Origin of the sequence: Aeromicrobium erythreum, from assembly GCF_001509405.1 — a bacterium.
GTDB lineage: Bacteria > Actinomycetota > Actinomycetes > Propionibacteriales > Nocardioidaceae > Aeromicrobium > Aeromicrobium erythreum.
Window position 1 is genome coordinate 1,602,468 of sequence record NZ_CP011502.1, and the last position, 14,974, is coordinate 1,617,441.

Here is a 14,974-nt window from a genome sequence, read left to right on the forward strand (position 1 = left end):
ATGCGTCACCGGTTCGGCGTGCGGGAGAGTGGGACCATGATCCAGGTCCAGAACCTCACGAAGGCGTACGCCGGCTTCACGGCCGTCGACGACGTCAGCTTCACCTGCCGTCCGGGCGCGGTGACCGGCTTCCTCGGGCCCAACGGTGCCGGCAAGTCGACGACGATGCGCATCATCGCCGGACTCACGCCCCCGTCGAAGGGTGCCGCCACCGTCGGCGGCGTGAACTACCGCGACATCCCCAACCCCGGCACGCAGGTCGGCGTCCTCCTCGACGCCTCGGCGCAGCACGCCGGCCGCACCGGCCGGGAGATCCTGACGATCGGCGCGCGCACCATGGGGCTGCCCGCGAGCCGCGTCGACGAGATGCTCGCGCTCGTCAGCCTGTCCGACAAGGAGTCCCGCCGCCGCGTGCGCAACTACTCGCTCGGCATGCGCCAGCGGCTCGGCATCGCGCACGCCCTCCTCGGCGACCCGAAGATCCTCATGCTCGACGAGCCCGCCAACGGTCTCGACCCGGCCGGCATCCACTGGATGCGCGGCCTGCTTCGTGAGTACGCCGACCGCGGCGGCACCGTGCTCCTGTCGTCGCACCTGCTGCACGAGGTGCAGATCATCGCCGACGAGCTGATCGTCATCGGCAACGGGAAGATCGTCGCCGAGGGCACGAAGGAGGAGCTGCTGCAGGCGGCCGGCACGTACGTGCGCGGCGTCGAGCCACGCGCCCTCGAGCAGGCGCTCACCGGCGCCGGCATCACCGTCACGCCGAGCGGCGAGGGCCTCACCACCGAGGCCGCGCCCGAGGTCGTCGGCAAGGCGGCCGCCGCTGCGGGCGTCGCCCTCGTCGAGCTGCGCCAGGCCGACGGCGCGGGCCTGGAGGAGATGTTCCTCCAGCTCACCGCCACCACCCAGCGCGACGCCGTCCCCACCGAAGGAGCCCAGGCATGAGCACCACCACCGCACCCGCGGTCAGCATCGACACCGACCGTCCGGGCATCCCCCTCACCCGCCTGGTGGGTGTGGAGGTCCGCAAGTCCTTCGACACGCGTGCCGGACGGTGGCTGAGCATCTCGATCCTCGGCCTGTGCGCCGTGGTGATGCTCGTCATCGCGTTCCTCGTCACCGACGGGGGCGAGTTCCAGGACTTCCCGTTCTTCATCCAGGCCATGGGCGGCACGCTCGGCTACTTCCTGCCGATCATCGCGATCATGCTGGTCACCTCGGAGTGGGGCCAGCGCACCGGGCTCGTCACGTTCACCCTCGAGCCTCGCCGTCCCCGCGTGGTGGCCGCGAAGCTGCTCGCCGGACTCATCATCTCCGTCGGCGTGATGCTGCTGTCCGCCGTGCTCGCGGCGATCGGCACGTTCCTCGCGTCGAGCGTCCGCGGTGTCGACGTGTCGTGGACGATCACCGGCCACGAGGTCTTCAACTTCGTGGTGAGCAACCTGATTGGCGTGCTCATCGGGTTCGCCATCGCCATGCTGCTCATGAACACGGCGGCCGCCATCGTCGGCTACTTCGTCTACACGCTCGTGCTTCCGATCGTCGTCGGCATCGTCGGCGGGCTCGTGGAGTGGTTCGGCGACCTCGCCCCGTGGATCGAGCTGAACACGGCCCTCGTGCCGCTGTTCACCGGCGACTTCGACCCGACCGGCGAGGAGTGGGCGCGCATCGCGACCGCCGGCACGATCTGGCTGGTGCTGCCGCTCGGCTTCGGCATCTACCGGCTGCTGCGCTCCGAGGTGAAGTGACCCCGGAGCGGTGAGACCTCCGGCGCCCGGGCGGGACACCCGGTGCCGGTGAGGGAGAATGGCGACATGCGCAAGCGTGTCGCCATTCTCGGTTCCACCGGCTCCATCGGCACCCAGGCCCTGGAGGTGGTCGAGGCCGCGCCCGAGAGGTTCGACGTCGTCGCGCTCGCGGCCGGTGGGTCCGACCCGGCCCTGCTCGCCGCCCAGGCCATCCGGCACGAGGTCGAGGTGGTCGCCGTCGCGCGCGCCACGTCGGCGCAGGACGTCCAGCTCGCGCTCTACGCCGAGGCGAAGCGGCGCGGCTGGTCCGAGGGCGACCACCGTGTGCCGCGCCTGCTCGCCGGCCCCGACGCCGCCACCGAGGTGGCGCGCACCGACGTCGACGTCGTGCTCAACGGCATGACGGGTGCGGTCGGCCTCGAGCCGACCTTGGCAGCCCTCGACGCGGGTACCACACTCGCGCTCGCCAACAAGGAGTCGCTGATCGTGGGCGGTGAGCTGGTCACGTCGCGGGTGCGTCCGGGGCAGCTCGTGCCGGTCGACTCCGAGCACTCCGCGATCGCGCAGGCCCTGCGCGGCGAGCGCGTCGACGACGTGCGTCGCCTGCTCGTCACCGCGAGCGGCGGACCGTTCCGCGGACGCAGCCGCGCCGAGCTCGCCGACGTGACGCCCGAGCAGGCGATGGCGCACCCGACGTGGGACATGGGTCCGGTCATCACCATCAACTCCGCGACGCTCGTCAACAAGGGCCTGGAGGTGATCGAGGCGCACCTGCTGTTCGGGATCGACTTCGACCGCATCGACGTGGTCGTGCACCCGTCGTCGGTGGTGCACTCCATGGTCGAGTACGTCGACGGCTCGACGATGGTGCAGGCCTCGCCCCCGGACATGCGGCTGCCGATCGCCCTCGGGCTCGCGTGGCCCGAGCGCGTGCCGGGCGCGGCGCGCGGCTGCGACTGGACCTCGCCCACCTCGTGGGAGTTCTTCCCGCTCGACGAGACCGCGTTTCCCGCCGTGTCGCTGGCGCGGCGCGCCGGGTCCTTCGGCCGCACGGCGCCGGCCGTCCTCAACGCCGCCAACGAGGTGTGCGTCGACGCGTTCGTCGCCGGCGACTTGGGCTTCCTTGGCATCGTGGACACGGTGGGCGCGGTCCTGGACGAGCACCTGCGCGACCCGGACGCCGCCCACCCCGACCTGACCCTCGAGCGCGTGCTCGAGGCCGACACCCTGGCCCGCGAGCGGGCGAGGGCCCTGGTAGAGGGAGCGTCCATGAGTGCATCCAGCGGAGCCCGCGCGTGACCGCGCTCATCTACACGCTCGGCGTCGTCGTCTTCGTGCTCGGCGTCATCGCGTCGATCGCCCTGCACGAGCTCGGCCACATGGTCCCGGCGAAGAAGTTCGGCATCAAGGTCACCCAGTACTTCGTCGGCTTCGGCAACACGATCTGGTCGGTCAAGCGGGGCGAGACCGAGTACGGCATCAAGTCGATCCCGCTCGGCGGCTACGTGAAGCTCGTCGGCATGCTGCCGCCGGAGCGGCGCGACGGCGTCGCCGCCGACCCGCACGAGGTCCGCGCGACCAGCACCGGCCTGTTCACCCAGCTCGTCAGCGACGCGCGCCACGCGGAGCACGAGCTCATCGAGGACGACGACCTCGACCGCCTCTTCTACCGCAAGCCCTGGTGGCAGAAGCTGATCGTCATGGCCGGCGGCCCGCTCGTCAACGTCGCCATCGCCGTCGTGCTGTTCGCGGTCGTGCTCATGGGCTTCGGTGCGCTCACCCCGACGACGACCGTGCAGGCGGTCTCCGACTGCGCCATCACCGACGCCGAGGCGGGACGGGCGTGCACCGACGCCGACCCCGTGACCCCGGCCAAGCAGGCCGGCCTGCAGCCCGGCGACCGGTTCGTGTCGTTCAACGGCGAGCGGATCACGTCGTGGGAGCAGCTGTCGGGCCTGATCCGCGCCAACGGCGACCGCGAGGCCCGCCTCGTCGTCGACCGCGACGGTCGCGAGGTGTCCGCCGACGTCCCGACCGCCGTGCTCGCCCGCACCTCGCTCGACGATCCGCAGCGTACCGAGAAGGTCGGCTTCCTCGGCGTCACGCCGACCGAGACCATGCAGCGACAGGGCCCGGGCGCCGTCGTCGACGTCATGGGCGAGCAGGTCGCGGCCACCGCCAGCGCCATCGCCCACCTGCCGGTGCGCATGGTCGAGGTGACCAAGGCGGCGTTCGGCGCGGAGCGACCCGCCGACGGACCGATCAGCGTCGTCGGCGCCAGCCGGGTGGCGGGCGAGCTCGTCACGGTCGACGAGCCCAGCTGGGCGGAGCGCGCCCAGCGGCTGCTGGCCCTGCTCGCGTCGCTGAACCTGTTCCTCGCGCTGTTCAACTTCATCCCGCTGCTGCCCCTCGACGGCGGCCACATCGCCGGTGCGCTGTGGGAGGCCGTGCGCCGAGGATGGGCGCGTCTGCGCCGCCGACCGGACCCCGGATACGTCGACGTCGCGAGGATGCTGCCCGTCGCCTACGTGGTGGGTGGCATCCTGATGGTCATGAGCGTCATCCTGATCTACGCCGACATCGTGAACCCGGTGAGCATCTCGTGAGCGCCGGGTCCGTCCCGGTCTCGCTCGGGATGCCCGAGGCGCCGCCGCCGGTCCTCAGCCCGCGACGCACGAGCCGCAAGATCAAGGTCGGCACGGTCGACGTGGGCGGCGACGCCCCCGTCTCGGTGCAGTCCATGACCACGACGCTGACGTCGGACGTGAACACCACGCTCCAGCAGATCGCCGAGCTCACCGCCGCCGGCTGCGACATCGTGCGCGTGGCGTGCCCCAGCCAGGACGACGCCGACGCGCTGCCCGCGATCGCCCGCAAGAGCCAGATCCCCGTCATCGCCGACATCCACTTCCAGCCGAAGTACGTGTTCGCCGCGATCGACGCCGGCTGCGCGGCCGTGCGCGTGAACCCCGGCAACATCCGCAAGTTCGACGACCAGGTCGGTGCGATCGCCCGGGCGGCCAAGGACGCCGGCGTCTCGCTGCGCATCGGCGTCAACGCGGGCTCGCTCGACAAGCGTCTGCTCGAGAAGTACGGCAAGGCGACGCCCGAGGCCCTGGTCGAGTCGGCCGTGTGGGAGGCGTCGCTCTTCGAGGAGCACGACTTCCACGACTTCAAGATCTCGGTCAAGCACAACGACCCCGTCATCATGGCCCAGGCCTACGAGATGCTCGCCGAACGCGGCGACTGGCCGCTCCACCTCGGCGTCACCGAGGCCGGACCGGCGTTCCAGGGCACCATCAAGAGCGCCACGGCGTTCGGATACCTGCTCGGCAAGGGCATCGGCGACACCATCCGCGTCTCGCTGTCCGCCCCGCCCGTGGAGGAGGTCAAGGTCGGCATCCAGATCCTGCAGTCGCTCAACCTGCGACCGCGCAAGCTCGAGATCGTCTCCTGCCCGTCGTGCGGACGCGCCCAGGTCGACGTCTACACGCTCGCCGAGCAGGTGACCGCCGGTCTCGACGGTCTCGAGGTGCCGCTGCGCGTCGCCGTCATGGGCTGCGTCGTCAACGGCCCCGGCGAGGCACGCGAGGCCGACCTCGGCGTCGCGTCCGGCAACGGCAAGGGCCAGATCTTCGTCAAGGGCGAGGTCATCAAGACCGTGCCCGAGAGCAAGATCGTCGAGACGCTCATCGAAGAGGCCCTGCGCATCGCCGAGGACATGGAGCCCGAGGACGGCGCCACCGCCTCGGTGACGGTCTCGGGCTGAGCATCCGCCGTCCGTCCCAGGTCGCGCCCGTCGAGGGGCGACGGCCGGTCCGCTGGCCTAGGCTGTCGGCAGCCGGGCGAGCGGCCTGCGGAGCGAGGAGCACACGATGATCGAGCTGGTGCCGGTCGCGTCCGACGCCACCGGGCGTCGCGACCAGCAGATCCGGCTGCTCGGGCCCGACGACCGCGTCGAGCTCGAGGCGCTGATGGCCCGTGACGAGCGCGCGAACCTCTTCGTGCGCCACCGCGTCGCCGAGACCGGACTGCGCAGCCTGATGCTCGGCGGCACGATGCTCGGCTGCTTCCGCGACGGCCGGCTCGTCGCCGCCTGCCACTGCGGCGCCAACCTCGTCCCCGTGGAGGCCGACGCCGAGGCCGTCGACGGCTTCGCGCGCCAGCTGCTCCTCACCGGCGTCGCCCCGGGCATGCGACGCAGCGCGTCGCTCGTCGGCCGCCAGGCCGCCGTCATGCGGCTGTGGTCGAGGCTCGAGCAGGACTGGGGTCCCGCGCGGTCGGTGCGGGCCGACCAGCCGTTCCTCGCCATCGACGGCGAGCCGGCGGTCGCGCCGGACCCGCGGCTGCGCCGCGTCATGATCGACGAGGTCGACGTGCTGTACCCGGCGTCCGTGGCGATGTTCCGCGAGGAGGTCGGCATCGACCCCGAGGCCGGTGGCAGCGCCGGCTACCGCGCCCGCGTGGCGCAGCTCGTCGCCCGAGGCTGGGCGTTCGCGATCATCGAGGACGGCGAGGTGCTCTTCAAGACCGAGGTCGGCGCCGCCGCCGGCGGCGTCTGCCAGCTGCAGGGCGTCTGGGTGCACCCCGACCACCGCGGTCGAGGCATCGCGGCACCAGCGCTCGCCGGCGTCGTCCGGGTGGTGCAGCGCGACGTCGCCTCCGACGTCACGCTCTACGTCAACGACTTCAACACGGCCGCCCGCGCCACCTACGCCCGCGTCGGGCTGCGCCAGGTCGACACGTTCGCGTCGATCCTGCTGTAGCCCGGCCCGCGTCGTCAGTCGCCCGTCGTGGTCCAGTGCGTGAGCACCGGGGGAGCGGCCAGCAACGCTCCGAGGGCGGGCCGGTTGCCGTCCCCGGCCCGCCACGCGCGGTACGCCGCGTCGTGCTCGAGGCTCTCCCAACGCTCGAACGCCGTCACACGGGTCGGGTCCTCGACGTCGGTGAGCACCTCGACGCCGAGGTTCCCGGCGAAGGCGCGGGTCTCGGCGAGGACCTCGTCGAGGACGGCGGGTGCAGCCTCGACCTTCTCAGGTCGCAGCCGGAGCTCGAGGGTGGCGACGATGGACACGGATGCCTCCTGCGGGGCGCGGGGTGCGGACGCTCCATCCTCGCACCGTCCCGTGCGGCTCGGCGGGGGTCGCCTAGGGTGCGGACATGGATCGTGACGTGAAGGCCCTGGCCGCCCTGCTCGCCGTCGCCGGGGTCGCGCACTTCGTGAAGCCCGAGCCGTTCGAGCAGATGGTGCCGCGCGCGCTTCCGCGTCGACGCGAGCTCGTGCACGCCTCGGGGGTGGTGGAGGTGGCCTGCGCGGCGCTGCTCGCGCACCCCCGCACGCGACGCGCCGGGGGACTGGCCGCCGCCGGGCTCCTGGTGGGGGTGTTCCCGGCCAACCTGCAGATGACGGCCGACGTGCTGCGCAGCCGTCGCGCCTCGCCCGTGCTGAAGGCCGGGGTCGTCGGCCGGCTGCCGCTGCAGTTGCCGCTCGTGCGCACGGCCCTCAAGGCCTCGCGCAGCGCTCGATAGGGTCGGCGCATGCGCATGTCCCAGCTGTTCCTGCGAACCCTCCGTGACGACCCGGCGGACGCGGAGGTCCCGAGCCACAAGCTGCTCGTCCGGGCCGGCTACGTGCGGCGCGTGGCGCCGGGCATCTACTCCTGGCTCCCGCTCGGGCTGAAGGTGCTGGCCAAGGTCGAGGAGATCGTCCGCGAGGAGATGGAGGCCATCGGCTCGCAGGAGGTGCGCTTCCCCGCGCTGCTGCCGCGCGAGCCGTACGAGGCGACGAACCGCTGGACGGAGTACGGCCCCAACCTGTTCCGCCTGCACGACCGTCGCGGCAACGACATGCTGCTCGGTCCCACCCACGAGGAGATGTTCGCGCTCCTCGTGAAGGACCTCTACGGCTCCTACAAGGACCTGCCGCTGAGCCTGTACCAGATCCAGACGAAGTACCGCGACGAGGCGCGACCCCGCGCTGGCATCCTGCGCGGCCGCGAGTTCGTCATGAAGGACTCCTACTCCTTCGACGTGACCGACGAGGGCCTCGAGCGCAGCTACCAGGCGCACCGCGAGGCCTACGTGCGCATCTTCGACCGGCTCGGTCTCGACTACGTCGTCGTGCAGGCCGACTCCGGCGCGATGGGCGGGTCGGCGAGCGAGGAGTTCCTCGCCGTCGCCGAGATCGGCGAGGACACCTTCGTCCGCTCGCCCGGCGGCTACGCGGCCAACGTCGAGGCCGTGGTCACGGTGGCCCCCGACCCCCAGCCCTACGACGGACTGCCCGCCGCGCACGCCGAGCAGACGCCCGACACGCCGACCATCGACACGCTCGTCGCGCACCTCAACGAGCGCTTCCCGCGCGAGGACCGCCCCTGGACCGGTGCCGACACGCTGAAGAACGTCCTCGTCGTGCTGCGCCACCCCGACGGCTCCCGCGAGGCGCTCGCGATCGGCGTCCCCGGCGACCGCGAGGTCGACACGAAGCGGCTCGAGACGCAGGTCGCGCCCGCCGACGTCGAGCCGTTCACGGAGGAGGACTTCGCCGCCCACCCGGCCCTGAAGAAGGGCTACATCGGCCCCGGCGTGCTGGGGGAGGAGTCCGAGACCGGCATCCGCTACCTCGTCGACCCCCGCGTCGTCGACGGCACGCGCTGGGTCACCGGCGCGAACGTGGCGGGCTCGCACGTGATCGACCTCGTGGCCGGCCGCGACTTCACCGCCGACGGCACGATCGAGGCGGCCGAGGTGCGTGCGGGCGACCCCGCCCCCGACGGCTCGGGCCCGCTCGAGCTCGCCCGTGGCATCGAGATGGGGCACATCTTCCAGCTCGGCCGCAAGTACGCCGAGGCGCTCGACCTGAAGGTGCTCGACGAGAACGGCAAGCTCGTCACCGTCACGATGGGCTCCTACGGCGTGGGCATCTCGCGCGCCGTCGCGGCCGTCGTGGAGAGCTCGCACGACGAGCTCGGCATCGTCTGGCCGCGCGAGCTGGCACCCTTCGACGTCCACGTCGTCGTCGCCGGGAAGCAGCCCGAGCTGTTCGAGGCGGCCGACCGGCTCGTCGCCGAGCTGGAGGCCGCCGGCCTCGACGTGCTCTACGACGACCGCCCGAAGGTGTCGCCCGGCGTCAAGTTCAAGGACGCCGAGCTGCTCGGCATGCCGACGACCGTCGTCGTGGGCAAGGGGCTGGCCGACGGGCTGCTGGAGGTCAAGGACCGCGCCAGCGGCACGCGCCGCGACGTGGCGCTCGCCGACGTCATCACCGAGGTCCGCGGCGTCTGCCGCTGACCACCCTGCCGCGGATCCCGGCGCTCAGTCTCGGTCGAGTCCGGGGAAGGGGCTGGGCCCGGCGCCCCAGCTCGTCGCCTCCAGTGCCGAGGCCCGCAGCGACCGGACGGCCTCGCGACGGTCGCCCGCGCTGCCGAGCGCCACGAGCGGCACGATGGCGCGGCACATCCGCTCGGCCAGGTCCGCGAGCCGCTGGCGGGCCTGGTCGACGGAGCGGGGAGGCACGCCGTAGGCGGGCTGTGGGCCCACGGGTGTCGCCCCTGCGGCCGCCACGCGTGCGACGAGCACGTCGCGCGCACGCTCGTGGCGGCGCAAGGCCGCGCGCGCGGCGTCGTCGAGCTCGGCGAACCGGCCTGCGCTGAGCGACGTCAGCCAGACTGCCTCGTGCTCGAGCGCGAGGCGGCGCTGCAGGGGGCCGACGGGGGACGGGTCGCCCACGTCACGCACCTCCTGCCCGCCGGCCCAGGGTGCGGGCGACCTGCGCCTGCCCGGCCGCGAGCGACGCCAGCACGCGGGCCAGGTCGGGGGAGACCGCCGCGAGCGCGTCGGCCTGCCGGCGGCTGGCGGTCCGGTTGAGGTCGGCCACGACGGTGGCGACGTCGGACGACGTGGTCGTCGGCGACGGGTCGACGTCCGGTGCACCGCCGAGCCCGTCGAGCTGGGTCCTCAGGACCGTCGCGAGGTCGTCGGTGCGGACGCCGTCGAGACCCTCGACCGACACGGCGAGCGTGACCTGGTCGGCCGCGGCGCGCTCCAGCAGACGCGTGTCCGCGGCGTCCGGCATCGGGCGCGGTCGCGCCCCGAGGGCACGCAGCACGTCGTCGTCGCGGCCCGCGACGTGCAGGGCCGCGCCGGCCGCCACGACGGCGACCCCGCCTCCCACGACGACGCGACGGCTGACCATCCCGTCAGGCTAATGGGTGCCCGCTAGAGTGAGGGTCGCGCGGTCGCCCAGCGGCACCGCGCACCGGACGTGCCGACAACAGAACACAGGAGGCTGCACGACATGGCGGACCCGCAGGCCGACACCGTGAGGGACGAGGTCGCCGGACCCCTCGCCGCCCTCGGACTCGACCTCGAGGCGGTCGAGCTCTCCCGCTCCGGTTCCAGGCGCTTCCTGAGGATCGCGGTCGACGCCGACGGTGGCGTCCCGCTCGACCTCATCACCGACGCCACCCGCGTCGTCTCCGCCGCGCTCGACGACGGCACGGCGATGGGGGAGCAGCCCTACACGCTCGAGGTGACTTCCCGCGGGCTCGACCGTCCGCTGACCGAGCCCCGGCACTGGCGGCGCAACGTCGGCCGGCTCGTCGCCGTGACGCTGCACGACGGTCCCGCCGTCACCGGACGGGTCGTCGGCAGCGACGACACCGGTGTCGAGATCACCGTGAAGGGTCAGCAGCGCCGGATCGCCTACGCCGACGTCGCTCGCGCCCTCGTCACCCCCGAGCTCGGCGCCCCCAAGGCGCCCACCACCGGCCGGCCCAAGCAGCAGAAGTCGTCGGCCAAGGGCCGCGGCTCCGCCCCGCGGCCCGGCCGCCCCGACCACCACCGCGAGAAGGACGCCTGATGGACATCGACATGAGCGCGCTGCGCGCCCTCGAGCGGGAGAAGGACATCTCCCTCGACGTCGTCGTGGAGGCCATCGAGACAGCGCTGCTGTCGGCCTACCAGAAGACGCCGTACTCCCACCAGCACGCACGGGTCGTGCTCGACCGCCAGACGGGTCGCGTGACGGTCTGGGCTAAGGAGCGGCTCGCACCGGAGCCGGCCGCTCCCGCCGAGCCGGCCGAGACCGGGTCTGACGAGGCGGCCGACACGGCGTCCGACGAGGCGCAGTCGCCCGCCGCGCCGCCGGCCCCGCGGTTCTCGGAGGAGTTCGACGACACGCCGGAGGACTTCGGCCGCTTCGCCGCCACCGTCGCGCGGCAGCTGATCATGCAGCGCCTGCGCCAGGCGGAGGACGAGCAGAAGTTCGGCGAGTTCTCCGGCAAGGTCGGCGACATCGTCTCCGGCGTCATCCAGCAGGGCAGCCGCCCTGGCGACGTCATGATCGACCTCGGTCGCGTCGAGGCGCTGCTGCCGTCGGCCGAGCGCGTCGCCGAGGAGAAGTACGCCCACGGCGAGCGCATCAAGGCCTACGTGTACGAGGTCGAGAAGGGCATGCGTGGCCCGCGGGTCAAGGTCTCGCGCACCCACCCCAACCTCGTGCGCCTGCTGTTCGCCCTCGAGGTCCCGGAGATCGCCGACGGCTCCGTCGAGATCATGGCCGTGGCGCGGGAGGCCGGCCACCGCACCAAGATCGCCGTGCGCGCCACGAAGCCCGGCGTCAACGCCAAGGGCGCCTGCATCGGGCCCATGGGCCAGCGCGTGCGCAACGTGATGCACGAGCTGCACGGCGAGAAGATCGACATCGTCGACCACAGCGACGACCCGCTGGAGTTCATCGGGCACGCGCTCTCGCCGTCGCGGGTCAAGAAGGTCACGATGGTCGACGAGCAGACCCGGGCCGCCCGCGTCGTCGTCCCCGACTTCCAGCTGTCGCTCGCCATCGGCAAGGAGGGCCAGAACGCCCGCCTCGCCGCCAAGCTCACCGGCTGGCGCATCGACATCCGCTCCGACACCGAGGTGCCGCAGGACGGCGACGGCGCGCGGCCCGAGCGCAGGTCGTGACCACGGACGGGGTAGACTCGACCACGGTCACTCGCACGTGCATCGGATGCCGGTCGCGCGACGACGTGACCGCTCTGGTCCGGCTCGTCGCGATGCCGGGGGAGGCGGGTACCACCGTGACCCCCGACCCGCGGCGGACGATGCCGGGGCGAGGGGCGCACCTGCACCCCGACCCTCGGTGCCTGGAGCTGGCACGACGTCGACGGGCGTTCGGCCGGGCCCTCCGCGTGGAGGGACCGCTCGACCTGACGCTGCTCGACGACGTGACCGGCCCGCGGGACTGACCAGGGCGCACCAACCCATCCACGGGGCCACCGGCCCCACGACCCGAAAACGGAGCAACCGCTCATGAGCTCTCGATGAGAACGTTCCGATGAGCCTGCACGTCAACTAGGGTCCTCACCTCCTTCGGGGTGCGGGCCCCCACGAAGGAGAACAGTGGCTGTCAGAGTCCACGAGCTCGCACGAGAGCTCGGAGTCCAGAGCAAGGACATCCTGTCCACGTTGAAGGACATGGGTGAGTACGTGAAGTCCGCGTCGTCCACCGTCGAGGCGCCGGTCGTCCGCCGCCTCAAGGAGGAGCACGGCGACGCGCTGCTCGCCAAGGGTGCCAAGAAGGGTGTCAAGAAGGCCGCCCCCGCGCCCGCCCCCAAGGCACCGGCCGCCGAGGCACCCGCCCCGGCTGCGCCTCAGGCCCCCGCCGCACCGCAGGCGCCCAGCGCACCTTCCCCGGCGTCCGCAGCGCCGAAGCCCGGTCCCGCCGCGCCCAAGGCCACGCCGACCCCCGGTCCGCGTCCCGGCCCGCGTCGTCCGGCCGAGCCCGAGGCACCGGCTGCCGCAGCGTCCGCGCCGGCCGCCCAGCCCGGCCCCAAGCCGGCTCCGGGCCCCCGTCCGGGTCCGCGCCCCGGTGGCGCCCGCCCCGGCAACAACCCGTACTCCTCGCGCCAGGGGATGCAGCAGGAGCGCGCTCCGCGTCCGCCGGCCGCCCGTGAGGGTGGCGCTGGCGGCGCCGGTACCGCGGCTCCCGCGCCCGGCGGCCGTCCCGGCATGCCGCGTCCCAACCCCGCGATGATGCCCAAGCAGTCCGGCCTCGCCAACGCGCGTCCCGGGCCCGGCCGCGGTGGTCCCGGTGGTCGTCCCGGCGGTGCCCGTCCCGGCGGAGGCGCCGGCGGCGGACGTCCCGGCGGTGGCGGCGGCTTCGCCGGTCGTCCCGGCGGCGGCGCCCCGGGCGGCGGAGGCGGCTTCGGCGGCCCCGGTGGTCGTCCCGGCGGCAACCGTCCCGGTGGTCGTGGTGGCACGCAGGGCGCCTTCGGCCGCCCCGGCGGTCCCGCGCGTCGCGGTCGCAAGAGCAAGCGCGCGAAGCGGCAGGAGTTCGACCAGATGCAGGCGCCCGCCATCGGCGGCGTCCGCGTCCGCAAGGGCGACGGCCAGACCGTCCGTCTGGCGCGCGGTGCCTCGCTGACCGACTTCGCGGAGAAGATCGGCGTCGACGCGGCGTCGCTCGTGCAGGTGCTGTTCCACCTGGGCGAGATGGTCACCGCCACGCAGTCCGTCAACGACGAGACCCTGCAGCTGCTCGGCGAGGAGCTGAACTACGACGTCCAGGTCGTCTCGCCCGAGGACGAGGACCGCGAGCTGCTCGAGTCGTTCTCGCTGGAGTTCGGCGAGGACACCGGTGACGACTCCGACCTGGCGGCGCGTCCGCCGGTCGTGACCGTCATGGGTCACGTCGACCACGGAAAGACGAAGCTGCTCGACGCGCTGCGCAACAGCAACGTGGTCGCCAAGGAGGCCGGTGGCATCACGCAGACCATCGGCGCCTACCAGGTGACCACCGAGGTCGACGGCAACGAGCGCGCCATCACCTTCATCGACACCCCGGGTCACGAGGCGTTCACGGCCATGCGTGCCCGTGGTGCGCAGGCGACCGACATCGCGATCCTCGTGGTCGCGGCCGACGACGGCGTCATGCCGCAGACGGTCGAGGCGCTCAACCACGCGAAGGCGGCCGGCGTGCCGATCGTCGTCGCGGTCAACAAGGTCGACAAGCCCGACGCCGACCCGACCAAGGCCCGTGGCCAGCTCACCGAGTACGGCCTCGTCCCCGAGGAGTACGGCGGCGACTCGATGTTCGTCGACGTCTCCGCCAAGGCGGGCACCGGCCTGGACGACCTCCTCGAGGCGGTCATCCTGACGGCCGACGCGTCGCTGGACCTGCGCGCCAACCCGGAGCAGAACGCCGAGGGCCTCGCCATCGAGGCGCACCTGGACCGCGGTCGCGGCCCGGTCGCCACGGTGCTGGTCCAGCGCGGCACGCTGCGGGTGGGCGACACGCTCGTGGCGGGCTCGGCCTTCGGCCGCGTGCGCGCCATGCTCGACGAGTACGGCGAGAACATCGTCGAGGCGTCGCCGTCGCGTCCCGCCCTGGTGCTCGGCCTGACGGCCGTGCCCGGTGCCGGCGACAACTTCATGGTCGTCGACGACGACCGGATCGCGCGCCAGATCGCCGAGAAGCGTGAGGCTCGCGAGCGCAACGCCGCGCTGGCCAAGCGCACGGGTCGCCGGACCCTCGAGGACTTCATGTCCTCGATGGAGAAGGGCGAGACCGACGAGCTGTTGCTCATCCTCAAGGGTGACGGCTCCGGCTCGGTCGAGGCGCTCGAGGACTCGCTGGCCCAGATCGACGTGGGCGAGGAGGTCAACCTGCGGGTCATCGACCGTGGCGTGGGTGCGATCACCGAGACCGACGTCAACCTGGCGGCGGCCTCCAACGCGGTCATCATCGGCTTCAACGTCCGCCCGCAGGGCAAGGCGACGGAGCTGGCCGACCGCGAGGGTGTCGAGATCAAGTACTACTCGGTCATCTACCAGGCGATCGACGAGATCGAGGCGGCCCTCAAGGGCATGCTGAAGCCGGAGTTCGAGGAGCACCAGCTCGGTACGGCGGAGATCCGCGACATCTTCCGCTCGTCGAAGATCGGCAACATCGCCGGCTGCATGGTCACGAGCGGCACGCTGCGGCGCAACGCCAAGGCGCGGCTGCTCCGCGACGGCTCGGTCGTGGCCGACAACCTCGAGCTCGCGAGCCTGCGCCGCGAGAAGGACGACGTGTCCGAGGTCCGCGAGGGCTTCGAGTGCGGTCTCGTCCTCAAGGGGTACGGCGACATCAAGATCGACGACGTCGTCGAGATGTTCGAGCTGCGCGAGAAGCCGCGTAGCTGAGTCAGCAGTCCGCCGCGGGCCCGGGAGCGATCCTGGGC

Annotated in this window: 15 protein-coding genes; 12 read left to right on the forward strand and 3 right to left on the reverse strand. The window is 72.6% G+C overall.

What is annotated here, in order from left to right:
* Positions 1-36 precede the first annotated feature (36 nt).
* The 6 genes from Aeryth_RS07535 (at position 37) to Aeryth_RS07560 (ending at position 6,517) form a co-directional block, all read left to right on the forward strand.
* On the forward strand, positions 37-948 hold the full coding sequence (locus Aeryth_RS07535; RefSeq protein WP_067861469.1) for an ABC transporter ATP-binding protein: 912 nt from the start codon (positions 37-39) through the stop codon (positions 946-948).
* On the forward strand, positions 945-1,751 hold the full coding sequence (locus Aeryth_RS07540) for an ABC-2 transporter permease (protein ID WP_067856692.1): 807 nt from the start codon (positions 945-947) through the stop codon (positions 1,749-1,751). Before Aeryth_RS07535 ends, Aeryth_RS07540 begins: the two co-directional genes overlap by 4 nt.
* A 66-nt stretch (positions 1,752-1,817) precedes the next feature.
* On the forward strand, positions 1,818-3,050 hold the full coding sequence (gene dxr, locus Aeryth_RS07545; RefSeq protein WP_067856696.1) for a 1-deoxy-D-xylulose-5-phosphate reductoisomerase: 1,233 nt from the start codon (positions 1,818-1,820) through the stop codon (positions 3,048-3,050).
* Positions 3,047-4,357, forward strand: a complete 1,311-nt coding sequence (locus Aeryth_RS07550) for a M50 family metallopeptidase (RefSeq protein ID WP_067856699.1) — start codon at positions 3,047-3,049, stop codon at positions 4,355-4,357. Before dxr ends, Aeryth_RS07550 begins: the two co-directional genes overlap by 4 nt.
* Before the next feature lie 29 nt (positions 4,358-4,386).
* Positions 4,387-5,520 carry a flavodoxin-dependent (E)-4-hydroxy-3-methylbut-2-enyl-diphosphate synthase gene (gene ispG / locus Aeryth_RS07555; protein WP_067861470.1) on the forward strand — a complete coding sequence of 378 codons (1,134 nt, stop codon included), beginning with the start codon at positions 4,387-4,389 and terminating at the stop codon, positions 5,518-5,520.
* A 106-nt stretch (positions 5,521-5,626) separates the two neighbouring features.
* Positions 5,627-6,517: a GNAT family N-acetyltransferase gene (locus Aeryth_RS07560; RefSeq protein WP_067856701.1), complete on the forward strand. Its 891-nt coding sequence runs from the start codon at positions 5,627-5,629 to the stop codon at positions 6,515-6,517.
* A gap of 14 nt (positions 6,518-6,531) precedes the next feature.
* Here Aeryth_RS07560 and Aeryth_RS07565 read toward each other — a convergent pair whose 3' ends face one another.
* Positions 6,532-6,825 carry a putative quinol monooxygenase gene (locus Aeryth_RS07565; protein WP_067856704.1) on the reverse strand — a complete coding sequence of 98 codons (294 nt, stop codon included), beginning with the start codon at positions 6,823-6,825 and terminating at the stop codon, positions 6,532-6,534.
* Between the two features lie 86 nt (positions 6,826-6,911).
* On the opposite strand from Aeryth_RS07565, the gene Aeryth_RS07570 reads away from it, so the two are divergent.
* Positions 6,912-7,280: a DoxX family protein gene (locus Aeryth_RS07570; protein WP_067856707.1), complete on the forward strand. Its 369-nt coding sequence runs from the start codon at positions 6,912-6,914 to the stop codon at positions 7,278-7,280.
* A gap of 15 nt (positions 7,281-7,295) precedes the next feature.
* A complete protein-coding gene (locus tag Aeryth_RS07575; protein WP_193786292.1) occupies positions 7,296-9,041 on the forward strand; it encodes a proline--tRNA ligase in 1,746 nt (581 codons plus the stop codon).
* Between the two features lie 24 nt (positions 9,042-9,065).
* On the opposite strand, the gene Aeryth_RS07580 is transcribed toward Aeryth_RS07575, so the two are convergent.
* Both Aeryth_RS07580 and Aeryth_RS17925 read right to left on the reverse strand, forming a co-directional pair.
* Positions 9,066-9,479, reverse strand: a complete 414-nt coding sequence (locus Aeryth_RS07580; RefSeq protein ID WP_067856713.1) for a DUF4439 domain-containing protein — start codon at positions 9,477-9,479, stop codon at positions 9,066-9,068.
* A 1-nt stretch (position 9,480) separates the two neighbouring features.
* Positions 9,481-9,945 (reverse strand): hypothetical protein, encoded by a 465-nt coding sequence (locus Aeryth_RS17925; RefSeq protein WP_067856716.1) that lies wholly within the window; start codon positions 9,943-9,945, stop codon positions 9,481-9,483.
* A 102-nt stretch (positions 9,946-10,047) separates the two neighbouring features.
* Between Aeryth_RS17925 and rimP the strand changes: the two genes are divergently transcribed.
* The 4 genes from rimP to infB all read left to right on the forward strand — a co-directional run bounded on the left by rimP (position 10,048) and on the right by infB (position 14,936).
* Positions 10,048-10,611 carry a ribosome maturation factor RimP gene (gene rimP, locus Aeryth_RS07590; RefSeq protein WP_083516335.1) on the forward strand — a complete coding sequence of 188 codons (564 nt, stop codon included), beginning with the start codon at positions 10,048-10,050 and terminating at the stop codon, positions 10,609-10,611.
* Positions 10,611-11,714: a transcription termination factor NusA gene (gene nusA / locus Aeryth_RS07595; protein ID WP_067856719.1), complete on the forward strand. Its 1,104-nt coding sequence runs from the start codon at positions 10,611-10,613 to the stop codon at positions 11,712-11,714. The genes rimP and nusA overlap by 1 nt, the downstream gene beginning before the upstream one ends.
* Positions 11,711-11,998 (forward strand): YlxR family protein, encoded by a 288-nt coding sequence (locus Aeryth_RS07600; RefSeq protein ID WP_067856722.1) that lies wholly within the window; start codon positions 11,711-11,713, stop codon positions 11,996-11,998. The genes nusA and Aeryth_RS07600 overlap by 4 nt, the downstream gene beginning before the upstream one ends.
* Positions 11,999-12,152: 154 nt before the next feature.
* Positions 12,153-14,936, forward strand: a complete 2,784-nt coding sequence (infB, locus tag Aeryth_RS07605) for a translation initiation factor IF-2 (protein ID WP_067856725.1) — start codon at positions 12,153-12,155, stop codon at positions 14,934-14,936.
* Positions 14,937-14,974: the final 38 nt, after the last annotated feature.

What these genes read in the sequence shown, in the direction of transcription:
- Aeryth_RS07535 (WP_067861469.1), top strand. Translation starts at nt 37, where the DNA reads ATGATCCAGGTCCAGAACCTCACGAAGGCGTACGCCGGCTTCACGGCC.
- Aeryth_RS07540 (WP_067856692.1), top strand. Translation starts at nt 945, where the DNA reads ATGAGCACCACCACCGCACCCGCGGTCAGCATCGACACCGACCGTCCG.
- dxr (WP_067856696.1), top strand. Translation starts at nt 1,818, where the DNA reads ATGCGCAAGCGTGTCGCCATTCTCGGTTCCACCGGCTCCATCGGCACC.
- ispG (WP_067861470.1), top strand. Translation starts at nt 4,387, where the DNA reads ATGCCCGAGGCGCCGCCGCCGGTCCTCAGCCCGCGACGCACGAGCCGC.
- Aeryth_RS07560 (WP_067856701.1), top strand. Translation starts at nt 5,627, where the DNA reads ATGATCGAGCTGGTGCCGGTCGCGTCCGACGCCACCGGGCGTCGCGAC.
- Aeryth_RS07570 (WP_067856707.1), top strand. Translation starts at nt 6,912, where the DNA reads ATGGATCGTGACGTGAAGGCCCTGGCCGCCCTGCTCGCCGTCGCCGGG.
- Aeryth_RS07575 (WP_193786292.1), top strand. Translation starts at nt 7,296, where the DNA reads ATGTCCCAGCTGTTCCTGCGAACCCTCCGTGACGACCCGGCGGACGCG.
- Aeryth_RS17925 (WP_067856716.1), bottom strand. Translation starts at nt 9,945, where the DNA reads ATGGTCAGCCGTCGCGTCGTCGTGGGAGGCGGGGTCGCCGTCGTGGCG.
- rimP (WP_083516335.1), top strand. Translation starts at nt 10,048, where the DNA reads ATGGCGGACCCGCAGGCCGACACCGTGAGGGACGAGGTCGCCGGACCC.
- nusA (WP_067856719.1), top strand. Translation starts at nt 10,611, where the DNA reads ATGGACATCGACATGAGCGCGCTGCGCGCCCTCGAGCGGGAGAAGGAC.